Origin of the sequence: Microbacterium sp. LWH11-1.2 (assembly GCF_038397745.1) — a bacterium.
In the GTDB taxonomy this organism is placed as follows: Bacteria; Actinomycetota; Actinomycetes; order Actinomycetales; family Microbacteriaceae; genus Microbacterium.
The window spans coordinates 1,409,669-1,428,766 of the sequence record NZ_CP151636.1 but is presented as its reverse complement, the minus strand read 5'-3'; the positions used below and the strand labels follow the sequence as shown (position 1 = coordinate 1,428,766).

General features: G+C 70.6%; 18 protein-coding genes. 10 read left to right on the top strand and 8 right to left on the bottom strand.

The genetic code is table 11. From position 1 onward, the window contains the following. The first annotated feature begins 10 nt into the window (after positions 1 to 10). Genes MRBLWH11_RS06790 through MRBLWH11_RS06775 form a run of 4 tightly spaced genes read left to right on the top strand, consistent with a single transcriptional unit; the run spans position 11 to position 3,455 of the window. Positions 11 to 1,465, top strand: a complete 1,455-nt coding sequence (locus tag MRBLWH11_RS06790) for an FAD-dependent oxidoreductase (RefSeq protein WP_341947248.1) — start codon at positions 11 to 13, stop codon at positions 1,463 to 1,465. Continuing rightward, positions 1,462 to 1,791 (top strand): ferredoxin, encoded by a 330-nt coding sequence (gene fdxA / locus MRBLWH11_RS06785; RefSeq protein ID WP_116633669.1) that lies wholly within the window; start codon positions 1,462 to 1,464, stop codon positions 1,789 to 1,791. Before MRBLWH11_RS06790 ends, fdxA begins: the two co-directional genes overlap by 4 nt. Continuing rightward, positions 1,784 to 2,728, top strand: a complete 945-nt coding sequence (locus MRBLWH11_RS06780; RefSeq protein ID WP_341947247.1) for an NAD(P)/FAD-dependent oxidoreductase — start codon at positions 1,784 to 1,786, stop codon at positions 2,726 to 2,728. Before fdxA ends, MRBLWH11_RS06780 begins: the two co-directional genes overlap by 8 nt. 49 nt (positions 2,729 to 2,777) lie before the next feature. After that, the gene (locus MRBLWH11_RS06775) at positions 2,778 to 3,455 is read left to right on the top strand and encodes a hypothetical protein (protein WP_341947246.1); all 678 of its coding nucleotides are present in this window, start codon (positions 2,778 to 2,780) and stop codon (positions 3,453 to 3,455) included. 24 nt (positions 3,456 to 3,479) lie between these two features. Here MRBLWH11_RS06775 and MRBLWH11_RS06770 read toward each other — a convergent pair whose 3' ends face one another. After that, positions 3,480 to 3,941 (bottom strand): DUF3817 domain-containing protein, encoded by a 462-nt coding sequence (locus MRBLWH11_RS06770; protein ID WP_341947245.1) that lies wholly within the window; start codon positions 3,939 to 3,941, stop codon positions 3,480 to 3,482. A gap of 78 nt (positions 3,942 to 4,019) precedes the next feature. Between MRBLWH11_RS06770 and MRBLWH11_RS06765 the strand changes: the two genes are divergently transcribed. Beyond that, on the top strand, positions 4,020 to 4,937 hold the full coding sequence (locus MRBLWH11_RS06765; protein WP_341947244.1) for an AraC family transcriptional regulator: 918 nt from the start codon (positions 4,020 to 4,022) through the stop codon (positions 4,935 to 4,937). Between the two features lie 226 nt (positions 4,938 to 5,163). Here MRBLWH11_RS06765 and MRBLWH11_RS06760 read toward each other — a convergent pair whose 3' ends face one another. Then, positions 5,164 to 6,357: an MFS transporter gene (locus MRBLWH11_RS06760; RefSeq protein WP_341947243.1), complete on the bottom strand. Its 1,194-nt coding sequence runs from the start codon at positions 6,355 to 6,357 to the stop codon at positions 5,164 to 5,166. Positions 6,358 to 6,550: 193 nt separating this feature from the next. On the opposite strand from MRBLWH11_RS06760, the gene MRBLWH11_RS06755 reads away from it, so the two are divergent. Together MRBLWH11_RS06755 and MRBLWH11_RS06750 are read left to right on the top strand one after the other, a co-directional pair. After that, positions 6,551 to 8,026, top strand: coding sequence for an alpha/beta fold hydrolase (locus MRBLWH11_RS06755; protein ID WP_341947242.1), 1,476 nt, complete (start codon positions 6,551 to 6,553; stop codon positions 8,024 to 8,026). A 251-nt stretch (positions 8,027 to 8,277) separates the two neighbouring features. Next, on the top strand, positions 8,278 to 9,105 hold the full coding sequence (locus tag MRBLWH11_RS06750) for an RIO1 family regulatory kinase/ATPase (protein WP_243408768.1): 828 nt from the start codon (positions 8,278 to 8,280) through the stop codon (positions 9,103 to 9,105). Between the two features lie 10 nt (positions 9,106 to 9,115). Here the strand turns inward: MRBLWH11_RS06750 and speB are convergent, their stop codons facing one another. The 4 genes from speB to MRBLWH11_RS06730 are packed head-to-tail and all read right to left on the bottom strand — an operon-like array spanning position 9,116 to position 14,713. Continuing rightward, entirely contained in the window at positions 9,116 to 10,066 is a 951-nt protein-coding gene (gene speB, locus MRBLWH11_RS06745; protein WP_341947240.1) for an agmatinase, read from the bottom strand. Between the two features lie 2 nt (positions 10,067 to 10,068). After that, positions 10,069 to 11,679: a thiamine pyrophosphate-dependent enzyme gene (locus tag MRBLWH11_RS06740; RefSeq protein WP_341947239.1), complete on the bottom strand. Its 1,611-nt coding sequence runs from the start codon at positions 11,677 to 11,679 to the stop codon at positions 10,069 to 10,071. Continuing rightward, a complete protein-coding gene (locus MRBLWH11_RS06735; RefSeq protein ID WP_341947238.1) occupies positions 11,672 to 13,339 on the bottom strand; it encodes an amidohydrolase in 1,668 nt (555 codons plus the stop codon). Before MRBLWH11_RS06735 ends, MRBLWH11_RS06740 begins: the two co-directional genes overlap by 8 nt. Before the next feature lie 51 nt (positions 13,340 to 13,390). Continuing rightward, a complete protein-coding gene (locus tag MRBLWH11_RS06730; RefSeq protein ID WP_341947237.1) occupies positions 13,391 to 14,713 on the bottom strand; it encodes an MFS transporter in 1,323 nt (440 codons plus the stop codon). A gap of 222 nt (positions 14,714 to 14,935) precedes the next feature. Between MRBLWH11_RS06730 and MRBLWH11_RS06725 the strand changes: the two genes are divergently transcribed. Both MRBLWH11_RS06725 and MRBLWH11_RS06720 read left to right on the top strand, forming a co-directional pair. Continuing rightward, positions 14,936 to 15,832 (top strand): Lrp/AsnC family transcriptional regulator, encoded by an 897-nt coding sequence (locus tag MRBLWH11_RS06725; RefSeq protein ID WP_116633657.1) that lies wholly within the window; start codon positions 14,936 to 14,938, stop codon positions 15,830 to 15,832. 71 nt (positions 15,833 to 15,903) lie between these two features. Continuing rightward, positions 15,904 to 17,310, top strand: coding sequence for an MFS transporter (locus tag MRBLWH11_RS06720; protein ID WP_341947236.1), 1,407 nt, complete (start codon positions 15,904 to 15,906; stop codon positions 17,308 to 17,310). A 19-nt stretch (positions 17,311 to 17,329) separates the two neighbouring features. On the opposite strand, the gene MRBLWH11_RS06715 is transcribed toward MRBLWH11_RS06720, so the two are convergent. Both MRBLWH11_RS06715 and MRBLWH11_RS06710 read right to left on the bottom strand, forming a co-directional pair. Further along, the gene (locus tag MRBLWH11_RS06715) at positions 17,330 to 17,845 is read right to left on the bottom strand and encodes a GNAT family N-acetyltransferase (RefSeq protein ID WP_341947235.1); all 516 of its coding nucleotides are present in this window, start codon (positions 17,843 to 17,845) and stop codon (positions 17,330 to 17,332) included. Next, the gene (locus MRBLWH11_RS06710; RefSeq protein ID WP_341947234.1) at positions 17,823 to 18,098 is read right to left on the bottom strand and encodes a DUF1778 domain-containing protein; all 276 of its coding nucleotides are present in this window, start codon (positions 18,096 to 18,098) and stop codon (positions 17,823 to 17,825) included. The genes MRBLWH11_RS06715 and MRBLWH11_RS06710 overlap by 23 nt, the downstream gene beginning before the upstream one ends. 75 nt (positions 18,099 to 18,173) lie before the next feature. On the opposite strand from MRBLWH11_RS06710, the gene MRBLWH11_RS06705 reads away from it, so the two are divergent. Beyond that, positions 18,174 to 19,091 (top strand): cation diffusion facilitator family transporter, encoded by a 918-nt coding sequence (locus MRBLWH11_RS06705; RefSeq protein WP_341947233.1) that lies wholly within the window; start codon positions 18,174 to 18,176, stop codon positions 19,089 to 19,091. Positions 19,092 to 19,098 lie beyond the last annotated feature (7 nt).

The window sequence follows — 19,098 nt, the reverse complement described above, 5'->3', positions numbered from 1 at the left end:
AGGCTCTGTCATGACCTCCTTCCCTCCTGCCCTGCGCGTCGCGATCGTCGGCGCCGGCCCCGCCGGCATCTACGCCGGCAACCTCCTCGCCACCGCCGTCCTTCGACGGGCTCAGGAACCGGGCGGGGTGCCGGACGCCGATGTCGAGATCGACCTGTTCGAGTCGCTTCCCGCCCCCTACGGGCTGATCCGCTACGGCGTCGCTCCCGACCACCCCCGCATCAAGGGGATCGTGAACTCGCTGCACGAGATGCTCGACGCGTCGACCTCGTCGTCCCGGCGCACCATCCGCTTCATCGGCAACGTCGAGGTCGGGCGCGACATCGCCCTCGACGAGTTGCGTGAGCGCTACCACGCCGTGATCCTCGCGACCGGCGCGATCCGCGACGCCGTGCTCGACATCCCGGGCGTCGACCTGCCCGGCTCGTACGGCGCCGCCGACTTCGTGGCCTGGTTCGACGGCCACCCCGACGTCGCCCGCACCTGGCCTCTCGACGCCTCGTCGGTCGCCGTGATCGGCAACGGCAACGTCGCGCTCGACGTCGCGCGCGTGCTGGCCAAGCACGCGGTCGACCTGCGCACGACCGAGGTGCCGGACAACGTGCTCGAAGGCCTCGAGTCGTCGGCCGTGACCGACGTGCACGTGTTCGGCCGCCGCGGCCCCGCCGACATCAAGTTCACGCCGATCGAGCTGCGCGAGCTCGGCGAGGTGCGCGACGTCGACATCGTCCTGTACGACGAGGACTTCGAGGGCGTCGATCCGGCCGCCGCCCCGAACAACCAGCTCAAGGTCATGCTCCGCACGCTGAACGGCTGGCGCGAGCGCCCCGCCGGCACGGCATCCCGCCGGCTGCATCTGCACTTCTGGCACGCGCCGGTGGAGATCACCGGCGACGGGGAGGTCGAGGGCATCCGGTTCGAGCGCACCCGTCTCGCGACCGACGGGACGGATGCCGCGCCGCGGCTGACCGGCACGGGCGAGTTCCGCGACTACGCCGTGCAGGCGGTCTACCGCGCGGTGGGCTACTACGGCACGCGCGTGGTCGACGCCCCGTTCGACGAAGTACGCGGCGTCGTGCCGAACGACGGCGGTCGCGTCGACGGCGAGGCGGGCCTGTACGCGACGGGCTGGATCAAGCGCGGACCCGTCGGCCTCATCGGCCACACCAAGTCCGATGCGCTCGAGACGATCACGCACCTGGTCGCGGATGCCGAGGCGGGCCTGCTGACGGATGCCTCTGGGTCCCTGAGCCCGTCGAAGGGCGAGGGCGACGTGCTCGACCTGCTCGACGCCCGCGAGACGGCGTACACGACGTGGGACGGCTGGCTCGCCCTCGATGCCCACGAGCGCCACCTCGGCGAGACGCACACCCACGCCCGGGAGCGGGTCAAGGTCGTGCCGCGTGACGAGCAGGTGGCGGTGTCGTCACGGGCGGTGTCGCGCGACGACGCCTACGTCCGATGACCTACGTCATCGCACTGCCCTGTGTGGATGTCAAGGACAGGGCCTGCATCGACGAGTGCCCGGTGGACTGCATCTACGAGGGAGAGCGCTCTCTCTACATCCACCCCGACGAGTGCGTCGACTGCGGCGCATGCGAACCCGTGTGCCCCGTCGAGGCGATCTACTACGAGGACGACCTGCCGGAGGAGTGGCAGGATTACTACAAGGCGAATGTCGACTTCTTCTCGGAGATCGGATCGCCCGGCGGCGCCGCCAAGGTCGGCGTCTACGCGTTCGACCATCCGGTGGTCGCCGCCCTTCCCCCACAGGAGGGTGGGCATGACTGAGACGGCTCCGTACGACGTGCTGATCATCGGCGGCGGCCCCGCCGGCCTCTCGGCCGCCCTCAACCTCGGCCGCTCGCTCGTGCGCGTGCTCGTGGTCGATGCGGACCGGCCGCGCAACGCCGCCACGCTGAACTCCCACGGCTTCCTCACCCGCGACGGCGTGCCGCCGCACGAGCTGCGTCGCATCGCCCGCGAGGAGCTCGCGGCCTACCCGAACGTCGAGATCCGCTCGCGCGTGCGCGTCGCGGCGCTCCGGTCGACGGATGCCGAAGCGGACGGGGTGCGCTTCGACGCCGAGATCGGACGACGCGAGCCTGAGACGACGGTCTCGGCGCGGTCGGTGCTGCTCGCCACCGGGCTCCGCGAGACGCTCCCCGACGTTCCGAACCTCCGCGGCTTCTACGGCATGAGCCTGTTCAGCTGCGCCGCGTGCGACGCCTGGGAGCTGCAGGGACGGCGTCTCGCGCTCATCGGGGAGTCCGCCGACCTCGCCGCCCGCGCACGCCTGATCGGCCGCTGGACCGAGACGCTCACGGTCTTCACGAACGGCGCCGACGTCGTGAGCACGGCAGAGGAGGCAGAGCTCGCCGCTGCCGGCGTCGCCGTGCGACGGCATCCGATCGTCGAGCTCGTGGGCGACCGCGGCCGGCTCGAGGCGATCCGGCTGGCCGACGGGGCGACGATCGCCGTGGACGGCGGGTTCGTGCGGCCCGTGTGGGAGACCGAGCTGTCGTTCCTCGACGGCATCGCCCCGACGCTCGACGAGGCCGGGCACCTGGTCACCGATCGCTCCGGACGCACCGATGTGCCCGGCCTCTACGCGGCGGGCGATGCGGCCACCCCCGGCCCGCAGCAGCTCATCGTCGCGGCCGGGGCCGGAGCCCGCGTGGCGGCGGTCATCGTGCACGACACGATCGGCGTCGCGACCGCGCACTGAGCAGGGCTGCCCATCGTCCGCGCCCGCACACGGGTCTAGGCTGACCGCCATGACGCGCACCTCGCAGCTCTCACCGCTCCTCCGTCTGGCCGCCGCGGCGATGGTCGTGACGGCGGCGCTTCCGCTCAGCGGATGCCTCTTCGCGCAGATCCCGACGACCGAGCCATCCGAGAGCGCCCCCTCGAGCGGTCCCGAGGCGACCGACGAGCCCGCCGAGGAGCCGTCGGGCGGATCGACGCTGACCTTCGCCGAGGGCCAGGAGCTCTCGAGCAGCGCCTACATCGAATGGGGCGACGGCTTCCTGACAGACGAGGCCTGGAAGACGGTCACGCCCGACGACGGCAACGGCGGCTGGACGTACGGCACGGTCGACGACACGTGCACCGCGCAGTTCTGGCAGGGCCGCACCTCCGACGTAGCCGTGGTCGCCGGTGACGACAGCGCCTCGTCCGACGCGATCCTCGGCGTTCTCCTGCAGACCGCGACCGCCGACATCACCGCGGTGGCGACGACCGGCGAGTTCAGCTACCTGGTCGGCGGCGCGGGCGGCGTCGAGACCCGCCAGGTCGTCGGCACCGACGGCGACCGCACCTGGACGATGGCCGCTCGCGCGTTCACGACGACGGGCGTCGGCCTGTACGTGATCGTCGACTGCACCGGCGGCATCGGCGCCGAGGCGACCATGGACCTCGTGAACGAAGCCAACGCGGTGGTCGTCACCCCCTGATCGGCTTCCGGCGAGCGCGAGACCTCACTTGCCGCCGGGAGGACCGACCAGCAGCAGGATCACGTAGAGCGCGACGATCCCGACCGCGAGCAGGAGCACCAGCACCAGGGGCCGGCGCAGGAACCAGCGCATCAGCCGGTCGTACAAGCGGCGGTCGCGGGGATCGTCGGTCGCATCGAGGCGCCAGGCGCCGTCGAGCCGGCCCGTGCGGTGCAGCCAGATCTCGGTGGGGATGGTGGCGTAGGGCACGATCGCGCTGACGACCGCCAGCACGCCGACCCCGAGGTGCCAGCGCTGGTTGAGCGCGACGAGCACCGCAGTGGCCGCGTAGGCGAGGAACACGAAGCCGTGGATGCCTCCGCCGACCGTCACCACCACGCCGGGTGCGCCGACCGCACGCGCGATGATCGCGGCGATCAGGATCGTCCAGGTGATCGCCTCCGCGATCGCGAGGACTCGGAACAGGCGGTCGGGGGTGCGGAACACGGGACTCCTCGGGTGGCGTCCTCCCAGCGTATCCGGGCGCAGCGGAATACCCGATCGCGCACGGGCGTTGCCGAAGGCATGGTGACAGTGGATGCGGACGCGCTCTCGCAGGTGCTCGGCACCGTCGATCTGCGCGTCGGCGTGGCTCGGCGCACCTCCCTTCCCGCGGGAGCGCTGCTGCCGATCCCCCACGACGTGATCACCCTCGTCTACATCGCCGAGGGCAGCGTGCACGGGCATCCGCCCCTGGGAGACGGATGCCGTCTCGACGTCGATCCCGGTTCGCGCCGTCTCACGATCGACCCGCAGGGCACCCGTGATCGGCTCGTCGCCGGCGACGCCTTCCTGATGCTGGGCGGATCGCCGTTCGCGCTCGAGGCCGAAGATGCCGCGAGCCTCATGGTCGTCGACCTCGAACTCGCGGATGCCGCGTCGCAGCTGCGCGCTGTGCTGCCCGAGTTCATCAGCGTGACGGGTTTCGACGCCCTCGAACCCGCGGCCGCCGCTCTGGCCGAGAACATGGGCCTCGTCGACCCGGACGCGTGCCCCGTGCGCCAGGGCGATCCGCTGATCTGCCGCATGATGGCGACGACCGTGCTACTCTCCCTCATCCGCGCCTGGGCGGCGAACGGCTGCGCACCGCAGGGCTGGCCCTCGCTGTCGAACGATCCCTTCCTCGACCGTGTCGTCGAGGCGATCCACGAGGAGCCCGGTCGCGACTGGACCGTCGAGCGCCTCGCCGGGGTCAGCGCGATGTCGCGATCGACGTTCGCCGAGCGCTTCCGCACCGCCGTCGGCCGCTCCCCCGCCGACTACGTCACCGAGGTGCGCGTCGACGCAGCGAAGCGGATGCTCGACGCCGGACGAGCCGTCTCCGAGATCTCGCGGGAGCTCGGCTACGCCTCGGACGAGGGCTTCAGCCGCGCGTTCCGCCGCCGCACCGGCATGACACCGTCATCCTGGCGCATGGCCCACCGCGCGCCCGTCCCCGCGTAGCCCCCGGCATCCGGCATCCGGCATCCGGCATCCGGCATCCGGCATCCGGCATCCGGCATCCGGCATCCGTTGCGGGCACGACTTCGGAGTTCCGCGCGCGACTCGCCGCGGGAGGCTCCGAAGCCGCGGAGTGTCGGCCGCGATCTCCGAAGCTGTGCGCTGTCGGCCGGGCACGCCGCGGCCGGTCGGGGCGTGCCGCGGCCGGTCGGGCGTGCCGCGATCGCGCTCAGGCCTTGATGCGGTTGGAGGCGCCGAAGAGCACGGCTCCGACGAGCAGGATCGCCGCCCCGACCGCGTACACGAGCTCGATGCTCATGGTGTCGACGAGGAATCCGCCCACGCCCGCCGCGATCATGATGGCGCCCTGGAACCCGACGACGACCAGGCTGCCGCCCGCCTCGAGGCGGTCCGGCATCCGGTGACCGACCCAGGTGTTCACGACGATGAGCCAGGAGGCGAAGAACAGGCCCCAGACGAACACGACGATGCCGATCCCGAGCACGGTGCCCGAGAGCAGGATCATCGAGGCCACCGCCACGGCGATCACGACGGGGGCGAACACGGCGAAGAAGGCGAAGGAGCGGTCGATCACGAGGCCGATCACGAGGTTGCCGATCAGGCCGCCCGCACCGAACAGGGCGAGCAGCACCACGATGGTGGAGGCGTCGACATCCGGGATGCGCTCCAGCGCGAGGCGCACGTAGGTGTACGCGAGGAAGTGGCCGAGGACGATCAGCACGTGTCCGATCATGCCGAGGCTGATGCCCGGACGACGCACCGTGTCGACCAGGAGACGGAGGCTGGATGCCTGAGCGGCCGGCACCGAGGGCAGGAGCGTCCGCAGCGCGATCGCGAGGAGTCCGGTGACGACCCCCGCCAGGGCGAAGACCACGCGCCAGTCGATGAGCTCGCTGAGCATCACCCCGATCGGCACGCCGGCGACCGTGGCGAGCGAGGTCCCCGCGGCCGTGAACATGACCGCACGGCCGAGGCGCTCGGGTCCGGCGATGCGCGCGGCGACCGTGATGGACATCGACCAGAACGCGCTGATCGCCGCCCCGAGCAGGAACCGGGCGAGCAGCACGATGATGAGGTTCGGCGAGATCGCGACGATGAGGTTCGACACGGCCGCGGCGAGCGCCATCCACACGAGCAGCGATCGGCGATCGAGGCGGGGGAAGATCAGGCCGATCGTCGGTGCCACCACCAGGCCGACGAGCGCGGTGACCGTGACGGTCTGCCCCGCCTGTCCCGGGGTGACGCCCAGCGACGCCGCCATCTCGGTGAGCACGCCGTTGGGGAGGAACTCCGCCGTCACCAGCAGGAAGCTCATCAGCATCACGACGATGAGGCCGCCGTACGGCATCCGCCCTGCTCGAGAAGGGGATGCGGTCGTCGGGATCGGCGCTGTCGTGGTCATGGTTCCACGCTCTCAGGTTCCGCGGGTCGACGCCCGACCGGTCGTCCACGGCATCCGACCATTCGTCCGGCGCGCGAGCGCAAGATCGTCCCGCGGGTGGACAGGCACGGGCCCGCGGGAGGACGCGGTGCGGACGTCGCGATCGTTAGCGTGGCGACGCCAGACCAACCGATGACTCCTGCGAAAGGCTTTGATGAAGACCCCTGCCCTCTTGACGACGGCCGCCGTGACGGTCGCGCTCCTCGCGCTGACCGCGTGCACGGCGGGCGGCACCGACACCGCCGAGCCCGACTGGAAGCCGAAGCCGGTGACCTGGAGCGAGTGCTCTCCCGACGATCCCGCCGTGACCATCGAGCCCGGCCTCGAGTGCGCCACGCTGAAGGTCCCCCTCGACTACTCCGACCCCGAGGCCGGCATGACCGAGATCGCGCTGTCGAAGCTCTCCGCGACCGAGAGCGCCGAGAATGCCGAGACGGTCCTGATGAACCCGGGTGGGCCCGGGGCCGGCGGCCGCTCCCTGCCCTTCCTCGGCACGGCGAACCTCGCCGACCTCGCCACCGACCACGACCTGGTCGGATTCGATCCGCGCGGGACCGGCGCGAGCGCCCCACTCGACTGCCTCGAGCAGGCCACCACCCTGACCGGCTTCGAGCCGACGGAGGAGGCGATGACGGCCGCGATCGACGCCCAGACGAAGGATCGAGCCGCCTGCATCTCGGAGAACGAGGAGTACATCGCCTCGATGAACGCGGCGACCACCGCGCGTGACATGGACGCGATCCGCGTCGCGCTCGGCCTGAAGAAGGTCGACTATCTCGGCTACTCGTGGGGCACCTACCTGGGCGCGGTCTACCGCTCGCTCTTCCCGGAGAGCATCGATGAGATCGTGCTCGACTCCATCGCGCCGCCCGACATCGATCTGGCTGCGATCCAGCCCGGCGTCGCCGAGCTCGGCGAACCGGCCCTGCAGGCATTCGCCGAGTTCGTCGCCGCGAGCCCCGAGGGGGCGACGCTCGGGACGACTCCCGACGAGGTGAAGACCTCGCTGACGGAGCTCTCGGACACCATGCTGGGCAAGCAGGTGACCGTGCCGGAGGACGACGGCTTCGGCGGCACCCTCGGCGCCGCCGCCCTGTCGGACGCGGTGTTCGGGGTCAAGGCGACCTGGCCGATCATGCTGGCGCAGATCGTGCAGATGGATGCCGCGCTCGGCACGCTCGCCGACGTCGAGCCCGGCACCGACATCGTCGCCAGCGGCACCGAAGCCGCGTATCTGTGCAACGACTCGACCACCGAGCAGTCTGCGGCATCGGCGTGGAAGAGCATCTCGAAGCTCCGCGCCGACTTCCCCCAGACGTGGACGGCGACGCAGGCCTACTACTACGGATTCTGCGTGGACTGGCCGGCCGACCTGTCGCCGGACCCCGTCGCGCTCGAGGACACCGGACGCCCCCTGCTGCTCGCCGCCCACACAGACGAGCTGGTGACGCCGGAGTCCCTCGCGCCCGACATGCAGGGTGCGATCGGCGGCTCCATCCTCACCATGGAGGACGACGTCCACGGAAGCACCGGTAACGCGTCGGCGTGCGGCGCGGCCGCGGTGACCGAGTTCCTGCGGACGGGGAAGACGGAGACCACCACCTGCGAGTACGACATCCCGGCACCCTGACGCATCGCCGTCGCGAGACGCACCCATCCGTGATCGGGTGGGTGCGTCTCCGCGTCCGGGGGAACACGCGGTCTGGACAGCCCCCGCACGCAGGCCCTAGGCTCGTCGACGCACCGGGACGAGCCCGGAAGGCCGAGCGGAAGGAGCTGAGGACATGAACACCGTCTTCGTCGCGCTCTCCGCCGACATCCTTCCCTTCGAGGCCGCCCGCTCCTGATCCCTGGTGTGGCCTCCTCTTCCGGAGCCACATCTTGTCTGATCCTTTCGAAACAGAACTCTTCTTCGCCGACGTCGAACCCGGCGAGAACCAGCGCTGGACCACCTGGCCGGCCGTCACCCCTTCCGAACGCGGCCCCGAGCCCCGGCCCTCGTGGGTCGTGACCTCCGCCGGCGCGCTCGACACCGAGCTCGGCATCCTCAAGACCGGAAAGGAGGCCGACGTGTTCCTGCTGGAGCGCGCCGTGCCGGATGATCCGACGCAGCACACGCTGCTGGCGGCGAAGCGCTACCGCTCTGCCGAGCACAGCAGCTTCCACCGCTCGGCCGTCTACACCGAGGGTCGCAGCACCCGGAACACCCGCGACACCCGCGCCCTCGCGAAGAAGTCGAGCCATGGGCGCGAGGTCGCCGCCGCACAGTGGTCATTCGCGGAGTTCGAGGCGCTGTGCCGGATGTGGGAGCGGGGCGCGCCCGTCCCCTACCCGGTGCAGGTCAACGGCACCGAGGTGCTGATGGAGTTCCTCGGCGACGCGCACGGCACGGCCGCGCCGCGACTGGCCCAGGTGCGCAGCGACCGCGCCGAGCTCGCCGACTTCTTCACGCAGATCGTCGACCTCATGCGCACGTTCGCCGCCGCCGGCTTCGCGCACGGCGACCTGTCGGCGTACAACCTGCTCGTGCACGAGGGGCGGGTGCGGGTGATCGATCTGCCGCAGATCGTCGACATCATCGCGAACCCGCAGGGTCTCGACCTGCTGCACCGCGACTGCGTCAACATCTGCGACTGGTTCCGCCGGCGACGGGTCGAGTGCGACGCGGAGGAGCTGTTCGCCGAGCTGCTCGCCGCGTCGTACGCGTGAGCCCTTCGTCTCAGGGCCGCGCGACCTGTGCCGCCAGCAGGCTCACGAGCTCGTACACGACGTGGCTCGCGGCGATGCCGGTGATCTGGGCGTGGTCGTATGCCGGGGAGACCTCGACGACGTCGGCGCCGACGATGTCCTGCGCGCCGAGCGCCCGCAGGATGCGCAGCAGCTCGCGGCTCGTCAGACCGCCGGCCTCGGGCGTGCCGGTGCCGGGGGCGTGTGCGGGGTCGAGCACGTCGATGTCGATCGAGACGTACAGCGGCTTGTCGCCGATGCGCTGCAGGATCCGCGCGATCGCGGCCTCGACGCCGTGCTCCTCGATGTACTCGCTCGACACGATCGAGAAGCCGAGGCGCTCGTCGTCCTCGAGGTCCTGCTTGGAGTACAGGGGGCCGCGGGTGCCGACGTGGCAGCTCGCGGTGAGGTCGATCAGCCCCTCCTCACTCGCGCGGCGGAACGGGGTGCCGTGCGTGATCGGCGCGCCGAAGTACGTGTCCCAGGTGTCGAGGTGCGCATCGAAGTGCAGCACCGCGACCGGGCCGTGCTTCGCTGCGACCGCGCGCAGCAGCGGGAGCGCGACCGTGTGGTCGCCGCCGATCGTGACGATGCGCTGCACCTGCTCGCCGAGCGCGATCGCGGCGGTCTCGACCTCGCTCACCGCGGCGGTCAGGTCGAACGGGTTCACCGGGATGTCGCCGGCATCCACCACCTGCGCGATCGCGAAGGGCGACACGTCCTGCGCCGGGTTGTACGGGCGCAGCAGGCGCGAGGACTCGCGCACGTGCGACGGTCCGAAGCGCGTGCCGGGACGGTAGCTCACGCCGGAGTCGAACGGGATGCCGACGACGGCGATGTCGGCGCGCGGCACATCCTCGATCCGGGGCAGCCGCGCGAAGGTCGCGATCCCGGAGTACCGGGGGTTCACGGAGGCGTCGATGGGGCCGATGTTCTCGGTCATGGTCAGTCCTGTCTTCCGGTGGGGATGTGGACGAGCTGCACGCCGCCCTCGGCGATGGCCTCACGGATGCTGTGCGCGATGTCTTCGGCCCTGTCGACGCGGCGACCGGTGGCCCCGAACGCCGTGGCGAGAGCTGCCCAGTCCGGCTGCACGAGGTCGACGCCCACGGGAGCCATCCCGCGATCGATCTCGTTCTGACGGATCTCGGCGTAGCCGCCATTGTCGACGCACACGATCGTGACGTCGAGGCGCTGCTCGACCGCGGTCACGAGCTCGTTGACGCAGAACATCAGCGCACCGTCGCCGATCACGGTGACGACCGGCCGCTCCTCCTGAGCGACCCGTGCGCCGATCGCGGCGGGCAGGCCGTAGCCGAGCGTCGCGTAGGTGGGCGTGTACAGCAGCGAGTGCGGATGCCGTGCCTGCAGCACGCTGCCCAGCGCCATGTAGACGATCTGCGAGGAGTCGCCGGCGACGATCGCGTCGGCGGGCAGGGCGTCGGCGATGATCTCGGCGAGCGCGACGGCCTCGGGTGCGGTCGCGCGCATCTCGGCATCGATCGCCGCCCGCTCGGCCGTCAGATCGGGCGCGGGTCGCGGCTCCGACGGGAGCGCCGCGAGCAGTGCGCTGCCGACGGTCGCCGCGTCTCCGGTGATCCCGACGGTCGCGGCCAGGTTCTTGTCGCGCTGCGCGGGCGAGATGTCGACGCGCACGACGGCGCCGCGCGCCTCCAGTCGCGGAGCCCAGAGCTCGGCCTCGCCCAGCTTCGAGCCGATCACGAGCAGCACGTCGGCGTCTTCCGCCACGGCACGGGCAGCCGCGAGCCGCAGGTTCGATCCGAGGGAGAGCGGATGTCCTTCATCGACGACGCCCTTGCCGTTGAGCGTCGTGAGCACCGGGGCGCCCAGGCGCTCGGCGAGCGCGGTGACCTCGGCGGCAGCATCCGTCGCGCCGCCGCCGGCGACGATCACCGGGGTGCGGGCGGAAGCCAGCAGGCGCGCGGCATCCGCCACAGAGGAGGGGTCGCCCGCGGCGGGATCGGGCGCGGGGCGCGCTTTTCGATCCGCGAGGGGGACACGCGCGGGGGCTTCGAGAACATCGAGGGGGATCTCGATATGCACGGGCCGCGGGCGACCGGTTCGGAAGAGGGTGAAGGCGTCGTGCACGGCCTCGACGGCCTCGGCAGCCGAACGCACCCGGCGCGACCACTCGGCGATGGCGCCGACCATGGCCGTGGCATCCTTCGTCTCGTGGAGGGTGCCGACGTCGGCGAACTCGGCACCCAGCGGAACGCCGGGTGAGAGCACGATCATCGGACGCGACTCGCAGAACGCCGTGCCGATCGCGCTCATGGCGTTCTGCAGTCCCGGTCCGGAGGTCGTGATGACGACACCCGGGAGGCCGGTCTGCTGCGCCCAGCCGTCGGCGCCGTAGCCGGATCCCTGCTCGTGACGGTTCGTCACCGCGCGGATGCCGAGGTCGGCGAGCGGCCGATACAGCTCGAGGTTGTGGGTGCCCGGGATCCCGAAGATCGCGGTCACCCCGTAGGCGCGGATGGTCTCGAGGACCGCGCGGCCCGCGGTGTCGGCGTACGTCTCGTCGGAATCAGGCACGGTACCGACGCTCCCCATCGACCCAGGTCTCACGCACCGTGATCGCGGCGATGTCCTCCCCGGCGACCGCGAGCGGATCATCGGAGAGCACGGCGAAGTCGGCGTACTTGCCGACCTCGAGCGAGCCCAGGTCGTCTTCGCGGCCGATCGAGATCGCGCCCTCGATCGTGTGGGCGCGGAGGGCGGCGAGCGCGGTCACCCGCAGGTCGTCGGGGCCGAGCTTGTGCCCGCGACGCGTCACTCGCGTGACGGCGGTCTGGACGGCCTCGAGCGGGATCGGCTCGGCGACCGGGGCATCCGAGGAGATCGTGAACGGCACGCCGGCGCGCTCGAACTCGCCGAGCGGGTTGAAGCGCTCGCCCGGAGTGCCGATCGCCTCTTCGACGCCCTCACCCCAGTTGAAGTAGTGCTGCGTCTGGTTCACCGGACGGATGCCGGAGACGGCCATCCGCTCGATCTGCTCGGGCGTCGGCAGCCCGCAGTGCTCGATGCGGTGCCGGGCATCGGCATCCGGACGCTCGGCGAGCGCGGCCTCGATCGCGGAGACCACCATCTCGATCGCGGTGGGTGACTGCGCATGCGTCGCGGTCTGGAGACCCGCGGCGTGGGCCCTGCTGATGAGGGCGGTGTACTCGGCGGGCTCGTGGTACAGCTGGCCCGTGCGGCACGGGTCGCCCACATAGCCGTCGGGGAAGTACGCGGTCCAGCCGCCGAGCGTGCCGTCGGCGTAGAGCTTGATGCCCGCGAAGCTGAGGTGGGCGTTGCCGAACTGGCCGACGAGTCCCATCTCGAGCGCCTCGTCGAGCAGATGCGAGAGCAGGTACATCGACACGCGCAGCTCGAGGCGCCCGGCCTCGGCGAGACGCAGGTACATGTCGAACTCGCGGCGCGTGACCTGCGCGTCTCCGATCGAGGTGACGCCGCCGGCGAGGAACCGCTGGGTCGCGGCATCCAGTTGGCGGAGGTGCTCCTCGGGCTCGTCGGCGAGGTGGAAGTTCGGGCCGTGGTGGCCGATCTTCACGCCGTGCACCCCGGTGAGGATGTTGCACGCGGCATCCGACAGCTCGCCCGTCAGCTCGCCGTCGGCGTCGCGGAAGAACTCGCCGCCGTCGGGGTTCGGGGTGTCGCGGTCGACGCCGTTCACGGTGAGCGTGTGCGAGTTGACGACGCCGCCGTGACCGGACGCGTTCATCAGGTACACCTCGCGGTCGGCCGCGACCTCGTCGAGCTCGAAGCGAGTCGGATGCCGCTTCTCGGCGAGGTTGCGCTGCTCGTAGCCGTAGCCGCGCACCGGCCGTCCCGCGGGGGTCTCGGCGGCGGCCGCCTGCAGCAGCGCCACGATCTCCGGGATGCTGCCGGCCTTCTCCGGCCCGCAGTCGACCCAGGTCATCAGCTGGCCGTACATCAGGGGGTGCGCGTGCGCGTCGACGAAGCCGGGGACGACGACCGCGTCGCCGAGGTCGACCCGTTCGGGGGCGAGGCCGGCGCGGTCCGCGGCGGCCTCGCACTCCTCCACGCTGCCGACCGCGAGGATCCGCCCGCGGTCGGTCAGCATGGCCGTGGCCGCGGTGGCGGCGGCATCCGCGGTGTGGATCGCCCGTGCCGTGAGGAGTCGCGGCGCGGTCTGAGCCGAGCGGTCGAAGGGGGTGAGCTTTCTCATGGGAGCCTGTTCGCGATCGTGTCGGTGCGGGCGGGAAGGAGTCGGCGCCGATCAGGGCAGCCGGTTGGCCGTGGTGTCGGTGCGGGCGGTGAACGATGCCGTGACCGGAGCCTCATCCGAGTGCTGCGGCGCGAGACGCGTGCAGATGCCGGCGATGACGGCCATGCCGATGAACATCGCGATGACCGACCAGACGCTGCCGGTCCAGGCGATGAGCTGCGTCGCGAACCAGGGCGAGAAGCCCGCCCAGAGCGCGGCGCCGACACCGTAGGACAGCGCGAGCGAGGTGTACCGGGCCTGAGGACGGAACATCTGCGCGAGCAGGGCTGCGATCGGCGCGTAGGTCGCGCTCATGGCGATGCGCACCAGCGAGGCGAAGAGGAAGATCAGCGGTTCGACCCGGCCCGGCATGATCAGCAGGAACGGCACGAACGTGAGCACCGAGGTGACCAGACCGATGTACATGACGTTCTTGCGACCCCACTTGTCGCCCAGCCAGGCGACCGGGAGCGTCACGACGAACTCCACGAACGAGGCGATCGTCATCGCGTCGAGGATGACCTGCTCGCTGATCGCGATGGGCTCGCCCGTGGCGTAGGCCGTGGCGAACGTGGTCGCGAGGTAGTAGCCGCCGGTCGAGATCGGCAGGATGCCGATGCCGAGCAGGATCGGGCGCCAGTTCGTCCGCAGTGCGAAGGCCAGCGGCATCGACTGCTTGCGACCCTCGACCTTCGCCTCGAAGACGGGCGTCTCCTCGACGCGGTAGCGGACCCAGAACCCGACGCCCACCAGCACGATCGACAGCAGGAACGGGATGCGCCATCCGCCGTCCATGATGAAGTCCGGGCTCACGCGCGACATGATCGCGAAGATGCCCGAGGCGAGGAGCGCTCCGGCCGGGTTGCCGAGCTGCGTGAAGCCGCCGTAGAACGTCTTCGACTTCTCGGGGGCGTGCTCGACGCTCATGAGCACCGCGCCGCCCCACTCGCCGCCGACCGCGAGGCCCTGGAGGGCGCGGAGCAGGATCAGGAGGATGGGCGCGAGGATGCCGACGTTCTCGTAGGTGGGGAGGCAGCCGACCAGGACGGTCGCCGCCCCCATCAGCAGCAGGGTGATGACGAGCGAGGTGCGGCGGCCGAGCTTGTCGCCGATGTGGCCGAAGATGATGCCGCCGAGGGGGCGGACGAGGAAGGCGACGGCGAAGGTGGCGAAGGCGGCGGCCGTCTCGGCGAGCCGGTCGCCGCTCGGGAAGAACAACGGGCCGAAGACGAGGGCGGCGGCCGTCGCGTAGACGTAGAAGTCGTACCACTCGATGGTGGTGCCGACGAAGGCGGCGACGCCTGCGCGTCGCGCCCTGCTGTGCGTGGAAGTCATGGGGTAACCGCTCCTTTGCGGAAGATGTCGGATATCGGAGGATGCTACGGGCGCACGGAGCCGGCGACAAGGCCAGAACTCCAGCGATAGGAGCCATACACTGGAGAAATGATCGGCTGATGAAGCAAGTATCGCCTTCCCGCCGGTAGAGCGACCTCCTATGCTGATGATGTGCTCGCGTCCGCGAGCGATCCCGGGAAAGTGACGAATCGAGGGAGATCCATGGATTTCGACGCCGAGCTCATCCGGGCGCTCCAGGAAGACGGACGCGCCAGCATCCGCTCGCTGTCCGTGCGTCTCGGGCAGTCCCGGGCTGCCGTCGCGGCGCGGTTGAAGGCCATGCTCGAAGATCGCACCGTGCGGGTGGTCGCCGCGGTCGATCCCGTCTTCCTCGGTCAGCACGTCCTCGCACACGTCTCGATCCGCACCGACGGCGCCGTCGAGGTCGTCGCGGAGCACCTGCGGGACCTCGACGAGACGGTGCTGGTCTCGGCGGTCGGCGGAGCGCACGACGTCGTGACCGAGATCCGCGTCGGCTCGATGTCGGAGCTGCACGACCTGCTCGCCCAGATCCGCGCCATCACGGGCGTGCTCGACATCAGCACCATCATCTACTCCACCGTCGTGAAGGGGTTCTTCGTCTCGGAGTACCACGGCGGGGTGACGCTCGACGCGATCGACGAGGCGCTGATCGAGCAGCTGCAGACGGACGGGCGCCGGAGCTTCCGCGCGCTGGGTGAGCAGGTGCGGCTCTCGCCTTCCGCTGTGGCCACCCGCGTGCAGCGGCTCATCGACGCGGGAGTCATCAAGATCAGCGCGGTCGAGGCGCGCGGTCTCGCGCACCGACAGCTGTCGATGGGCGTCGGCATGATCCTCGGCGACGACGACGAGGCCGTGATCGACGAACTCCGGCGCGGCCGCGGAGTCGACTTCGCCGCGCGCACGCTGGGGCGTTTCGATGCGGTCGCGACCCTCGTCGAGCCCTCGGCGGGCGCGCTGTACGCGAGCCTCGAGCGCCTGCGCGCTCTGCCCGGCGTCACACGCATCGAGGCGTGGCTGCACCTCGCCGTGCTGAAGGAGGACTACGCGCGCACGCTGCGGCCGCTGCGCACGGAGTGATCCACTCGGTCCGGCATCCACGTGCGGCGCGCCGTCACCGCCCGTTCACCGGGCAGCGCCAGACTTCGACCATGAGCGAACCTGACGCGCGTCCCGGCGTTCCGGAGCCTGCCGCCACCGCGAACAGCGGCGCCGTCGGCGTGATCGGCTTGGACCTGCGCGGCGAGACACCCGCCCCGAGGAAGCAGGTCTACTCGTGGGCGCTGTGGGACTGGGCGACGCAGCCCTTCAACACCGTGATCCTCACGTTCGTGTTCACGGCGCTGTACCTGGTCGGCGAGGGCTTCCTCCCCGCCGACATCGCCGCGCTCGACGCGTCGGACCCGGCCCGCATGGCCGCCGAGGCCGACCTCGCGTCGGGGCTCGGACTGGGGTCGACGATCGCGGCGTTCGGCATCCTGCTGCTCGCTCCCGTGCTCGGCCAGCGAGCGGATGCCGCAGGCCGGCAGAAGCTGTGGCTGGGGATCGGCACCGGCGCCCTGGTCTTCTGCATGCTCGGCCTGTGGTTCGTCGAACCGACCCCCAGCCTGTTCTGGCTCGGCGTCGCGCTGATCTCGGCGGGGTCGGTGTTCGGCGAGATCGCGGCGGTGAACTCCAACGCGATGCTCATCGGCATCGCGACCCCGAAGAACGTCGGACGCATCTCGGGCCTCGGCTGGGGTTTCGGGTACATCGGCGGCATCCTCGCGCTCGTCATCGTGGTCGTGCTCGACACCTTCGACTGGTTCGGGATGTCGACCGACAACGGCCTCGCCTACCGGCTGATCGCGGTCGGATGCGCGGTCTGGACGATCATCTTCAGCATCCCGATCTTCCTGAACGTGCCGGAGCCCTCGCTCGGCCGCCCCGAGCGCAAGGTGGGCTTCTTCCAGTCCTACGCGCTTCTGGTGAAGGACGTCGCCGGTCTCTACCGCGACCCCGAGACCCGGCCGACCTTCTGGTACCTGCTCTCGAGCGCCGTCTTCCGCGACGGGCTCGGCGGCGTCTTCGCGTTCGGCGCGATCATCGGCACGGCGGTGTTCGGCTTCGAGACCCAGGCGATCATCATCTTCGGCATCGCGGCGAACCTCATCGCCGGCGTCTCGACGATCCTCGCCGGACGCCTCGACGATCGCCTCGGACCGAAGCGCATCATCCTCGCCTCGATCGGATCGATGGTCGTCGCGGGCCTCGCGGTGTTCTTCCTGCGGGACGGCGGGACCATGGTGTTCTGGATCGGCGGCCTCATCCTCTGCGCGTTCGTCGGCCCTGCTCAGGCGGCAGCCCGCTCGTTCCTCGCCCGCGTCACGCCGGCCGGCCGCGAGGGCGAGATCTTCGGGCTCTACGCCACGACCGGCCGCGCGGCCAGCTGGATCGCCTCGGGCGCCTGGACGGTGCTCATCGTGGCGACGAGCCAGACGGCGTACGGCATCCTCGGGATCGTGCTCGTCCTGATCCTCGGGTTCGTGCTGCTGCTCCCGGTCAAGGCGCCGCGCTGACCTGTCGCCGGGCTCGTGTTCAGAGGAGCGTCTCGCGGACGTCGGCGAGAAGCATGTACAGCGTGCGCTCCTCACCGGGGAAACGAGTGAACCCGTATCGCTCGTAGAACGGCACCACGCCCTCGGTCATGGCATGCACGAGGATCGCGCGGATGCCGATCGCCTCGGCGGCCTCGACGGCCCGGACGGTGGCATGCTGCAAGAGTGACGCGCCGAGCCCCTGGCCGGCGAACGCCTCATCGACCGCAAGCCGACCGAGCAGCACCACCGGTACCGGATCGGGCTGCTGACGGGAAAGCCCCGCCGGCACGGCGTCGCGGACGATCGCGCTGGACGACAGACAGTAGTAGCCGGCGACCCGGCCGTCACGCAGGACCGAGACCATCGTCCGTGAGGCGCCGGATCGTTCGTTGCCTCGCGCTCGCGCGCGCAGCCACGCGTCGAGCTGTTCCTCGCCGCACCGGAAGTCGCTGACACGATCGCCGGCGGCTATCGGTCTCGGTCGCAGGAACTCAGTCAACGAAGACGGAACCACGGGTCAGGAGCGAGCGGAGTCCGTCCAGGCTCTGAGCGGGACGATCGAGCACCTCGAGGAACGCATCGAACCGGATCGCGTCGACTCGCAGCTGACGATCGCGCTGGATGACCTCGTCGGCCCGAGCCACCAGCGTCTCGGCCGAGAAGTCGGTGACCGATCGCCCCTGCAGGGCCGCGGCCTCCTCGATCGCCGCCTTCTGCGCAGAGGTCACACGCAGTTCGATCCGCCGATCCTTGAGGGGAGATGCCATGCCGTCGATTGTACGGCAATCTTCCGTACGAGGGACGGCCCTGTCCACACGTCGCGACGGGAGTAGCCTGACCGCGTGACCGTGATCATCGCCTTCCTCGCCAACGTCCTGGTCGCGATCGCCAAGACCGTCGCCGCGATCCTCACGTCGTCGGCGTCCATGGTCGCCGAGGCGGCGCACTCGTGGGCGGATGCCGGCAACGAGATCTTCCTCCTCATCGCGGACCGCCGCGGTGCACGCACGAAGGACGCGCGGCATCCGCTCGGCTACGGACGGAACGCGTTCGTCTGGTCGCTCGTCGCGGCGTTCGGGATCTTCACCGCCGGGTCGATCGTGTCGATCATGCACGGCATCCAGGAGCTGTCCGTCGGCGGGCCGGTCGAGAGTCCGGTCATCGCCTATGTCGTGCTCGGTGTCTCGTTCGTGCTCGAAGGCGCCTCGTTCATGCAGGCGATGGTGAAGTCACGCCGACTGGCGAAGGAGCGCGGCTCCTCGACCTGGGACTTCGTGCTCTCGACGAGTGACACCACCCTGCGTGCGGTGTTCTTCGAGGACTCGGCCGCCCTGATCGGACTGGTGCTGGCGGGCGGCTCGATCCTCCTCCATCAGGTGACGGGCATCGCCGCCTGGGACGCCGTGGGGTCGATCCTCATCGGGATCCTGCTGGGTGTGGTCGCGATCATCCTGATCGGACGCAACATCGAGTTCCTGGTGGGCACCACGGCGTCGCCGAAGCTGCGGGCGCGCGTCGGCACCGCACTCCTCGCCCTGCCGCAGATCGAGCGCGTGACGTATCTGCACATCGAGTACGTGGGGCCGAACCGGTTCTTCCTCGTCGCGGAGGTCGATCTGGCCGGCGACGAGCAGGAGCACGACGTGGCCCGGCGCCTGCGCGACGTGGAGCGGCAGATCGAGGCGCACGACGCGATCGAGACCGTGGTGCTGTCGCTCTCGGTCGACGACGAGCCCTCGCTGGAGTTCGCGGTCACGTAGGACGACT

Coding starts and splice junctions, on each gene's coding strand:
- speB (WP_341947240.1), bottom strand. CDS start 10,066: ATGACCGAGAACATCGGCCCCATCGACGCCTCCGTGAACCCCCGGTAC.
- MRBLWH11_RS06730 (WP_341947237.1), bottom strand. CDS start 14,713: ATGACTTCCACGCACAGCAGGGCGCGACGCGCAGGCGTCGCCGCCTTC.
- MRBLWH11_RS06755 (WP_341947242.1), top strand. CDS start 6,551: ATGAAGACCCCTGCCCTCTTGACGACGGCCGCCGTGACGGTCGCGCTC.
- MRBLWH11_RS06710 (WP_341947234.1), bottom strand. CDS start 18,098: ATGGCATCTCCCCTCAAGGATCGGCGGATCGAACTGCGTGTGACCTCT.
- MRBLWH11_RS06735 (WP_341947238.1), bottom strand. CDS start 13,339: ATGAGAAAGCTCACCCCCTTCGACCGCTCGGCTCAGACCGCGCCGCGA.
- MRBLWH11_RS06780 (WP_341947247.1), top strand. CDS start 1,784: ATGACTGAGACGGCTCCGTACGACGTGCTGATCATCGGCGGCGGCCCC.
- MRBLWH11_RS06720 (WP_341947236.1), top strand. CDS start 15,904: ATGAGCGAACCTGACGCGCGTCCCGGCGTTCCGGAGCCTGCCGCCACC.
- MRBLWH11_RS06765 (WP_341947244.1), top strand. CDS start 4,020: ATGGTGACAGTGGATGCGGACGCGCTCTCGCAGGTGCTCGGCACCGTC.
- MRBLWH11_RS06790 (WP_341947248.1), top strand. CDS start 11: ATGACCTCCTTCCCTCCTGCCCTGCGCGTCGCGATCGTCGGCGCCGGC.
- MRBLWH11_RS06725 (WP_116633657.1), top strand. CDS start 14,936: ATGGATTTCGACGCCGAGCTCATCCGGGCGCTCCAGGAAGACGGACGC.
- MRBLWH11_RS06775 (WP_341947246.1), top strand. CDS start 2,778: ATGACGCGCACCTCGCAGCTCTCACCGCTCCTCCGTCTGGCCGCCGCG.
- fdxA (WP_116633669.1), top strand. CDS start 1,462: ATGACCTACGTCATCGCACTGCCCTGTGTGGATGTCAAGGACAGGGCC.
- MRBLWH11_RS06760 (WP_341947243.1), bottom strand. CDS start 6,357: ATGACCACGACAGCGCCGATCCCGACGACCGCATCCCCTTCTCGAGCA.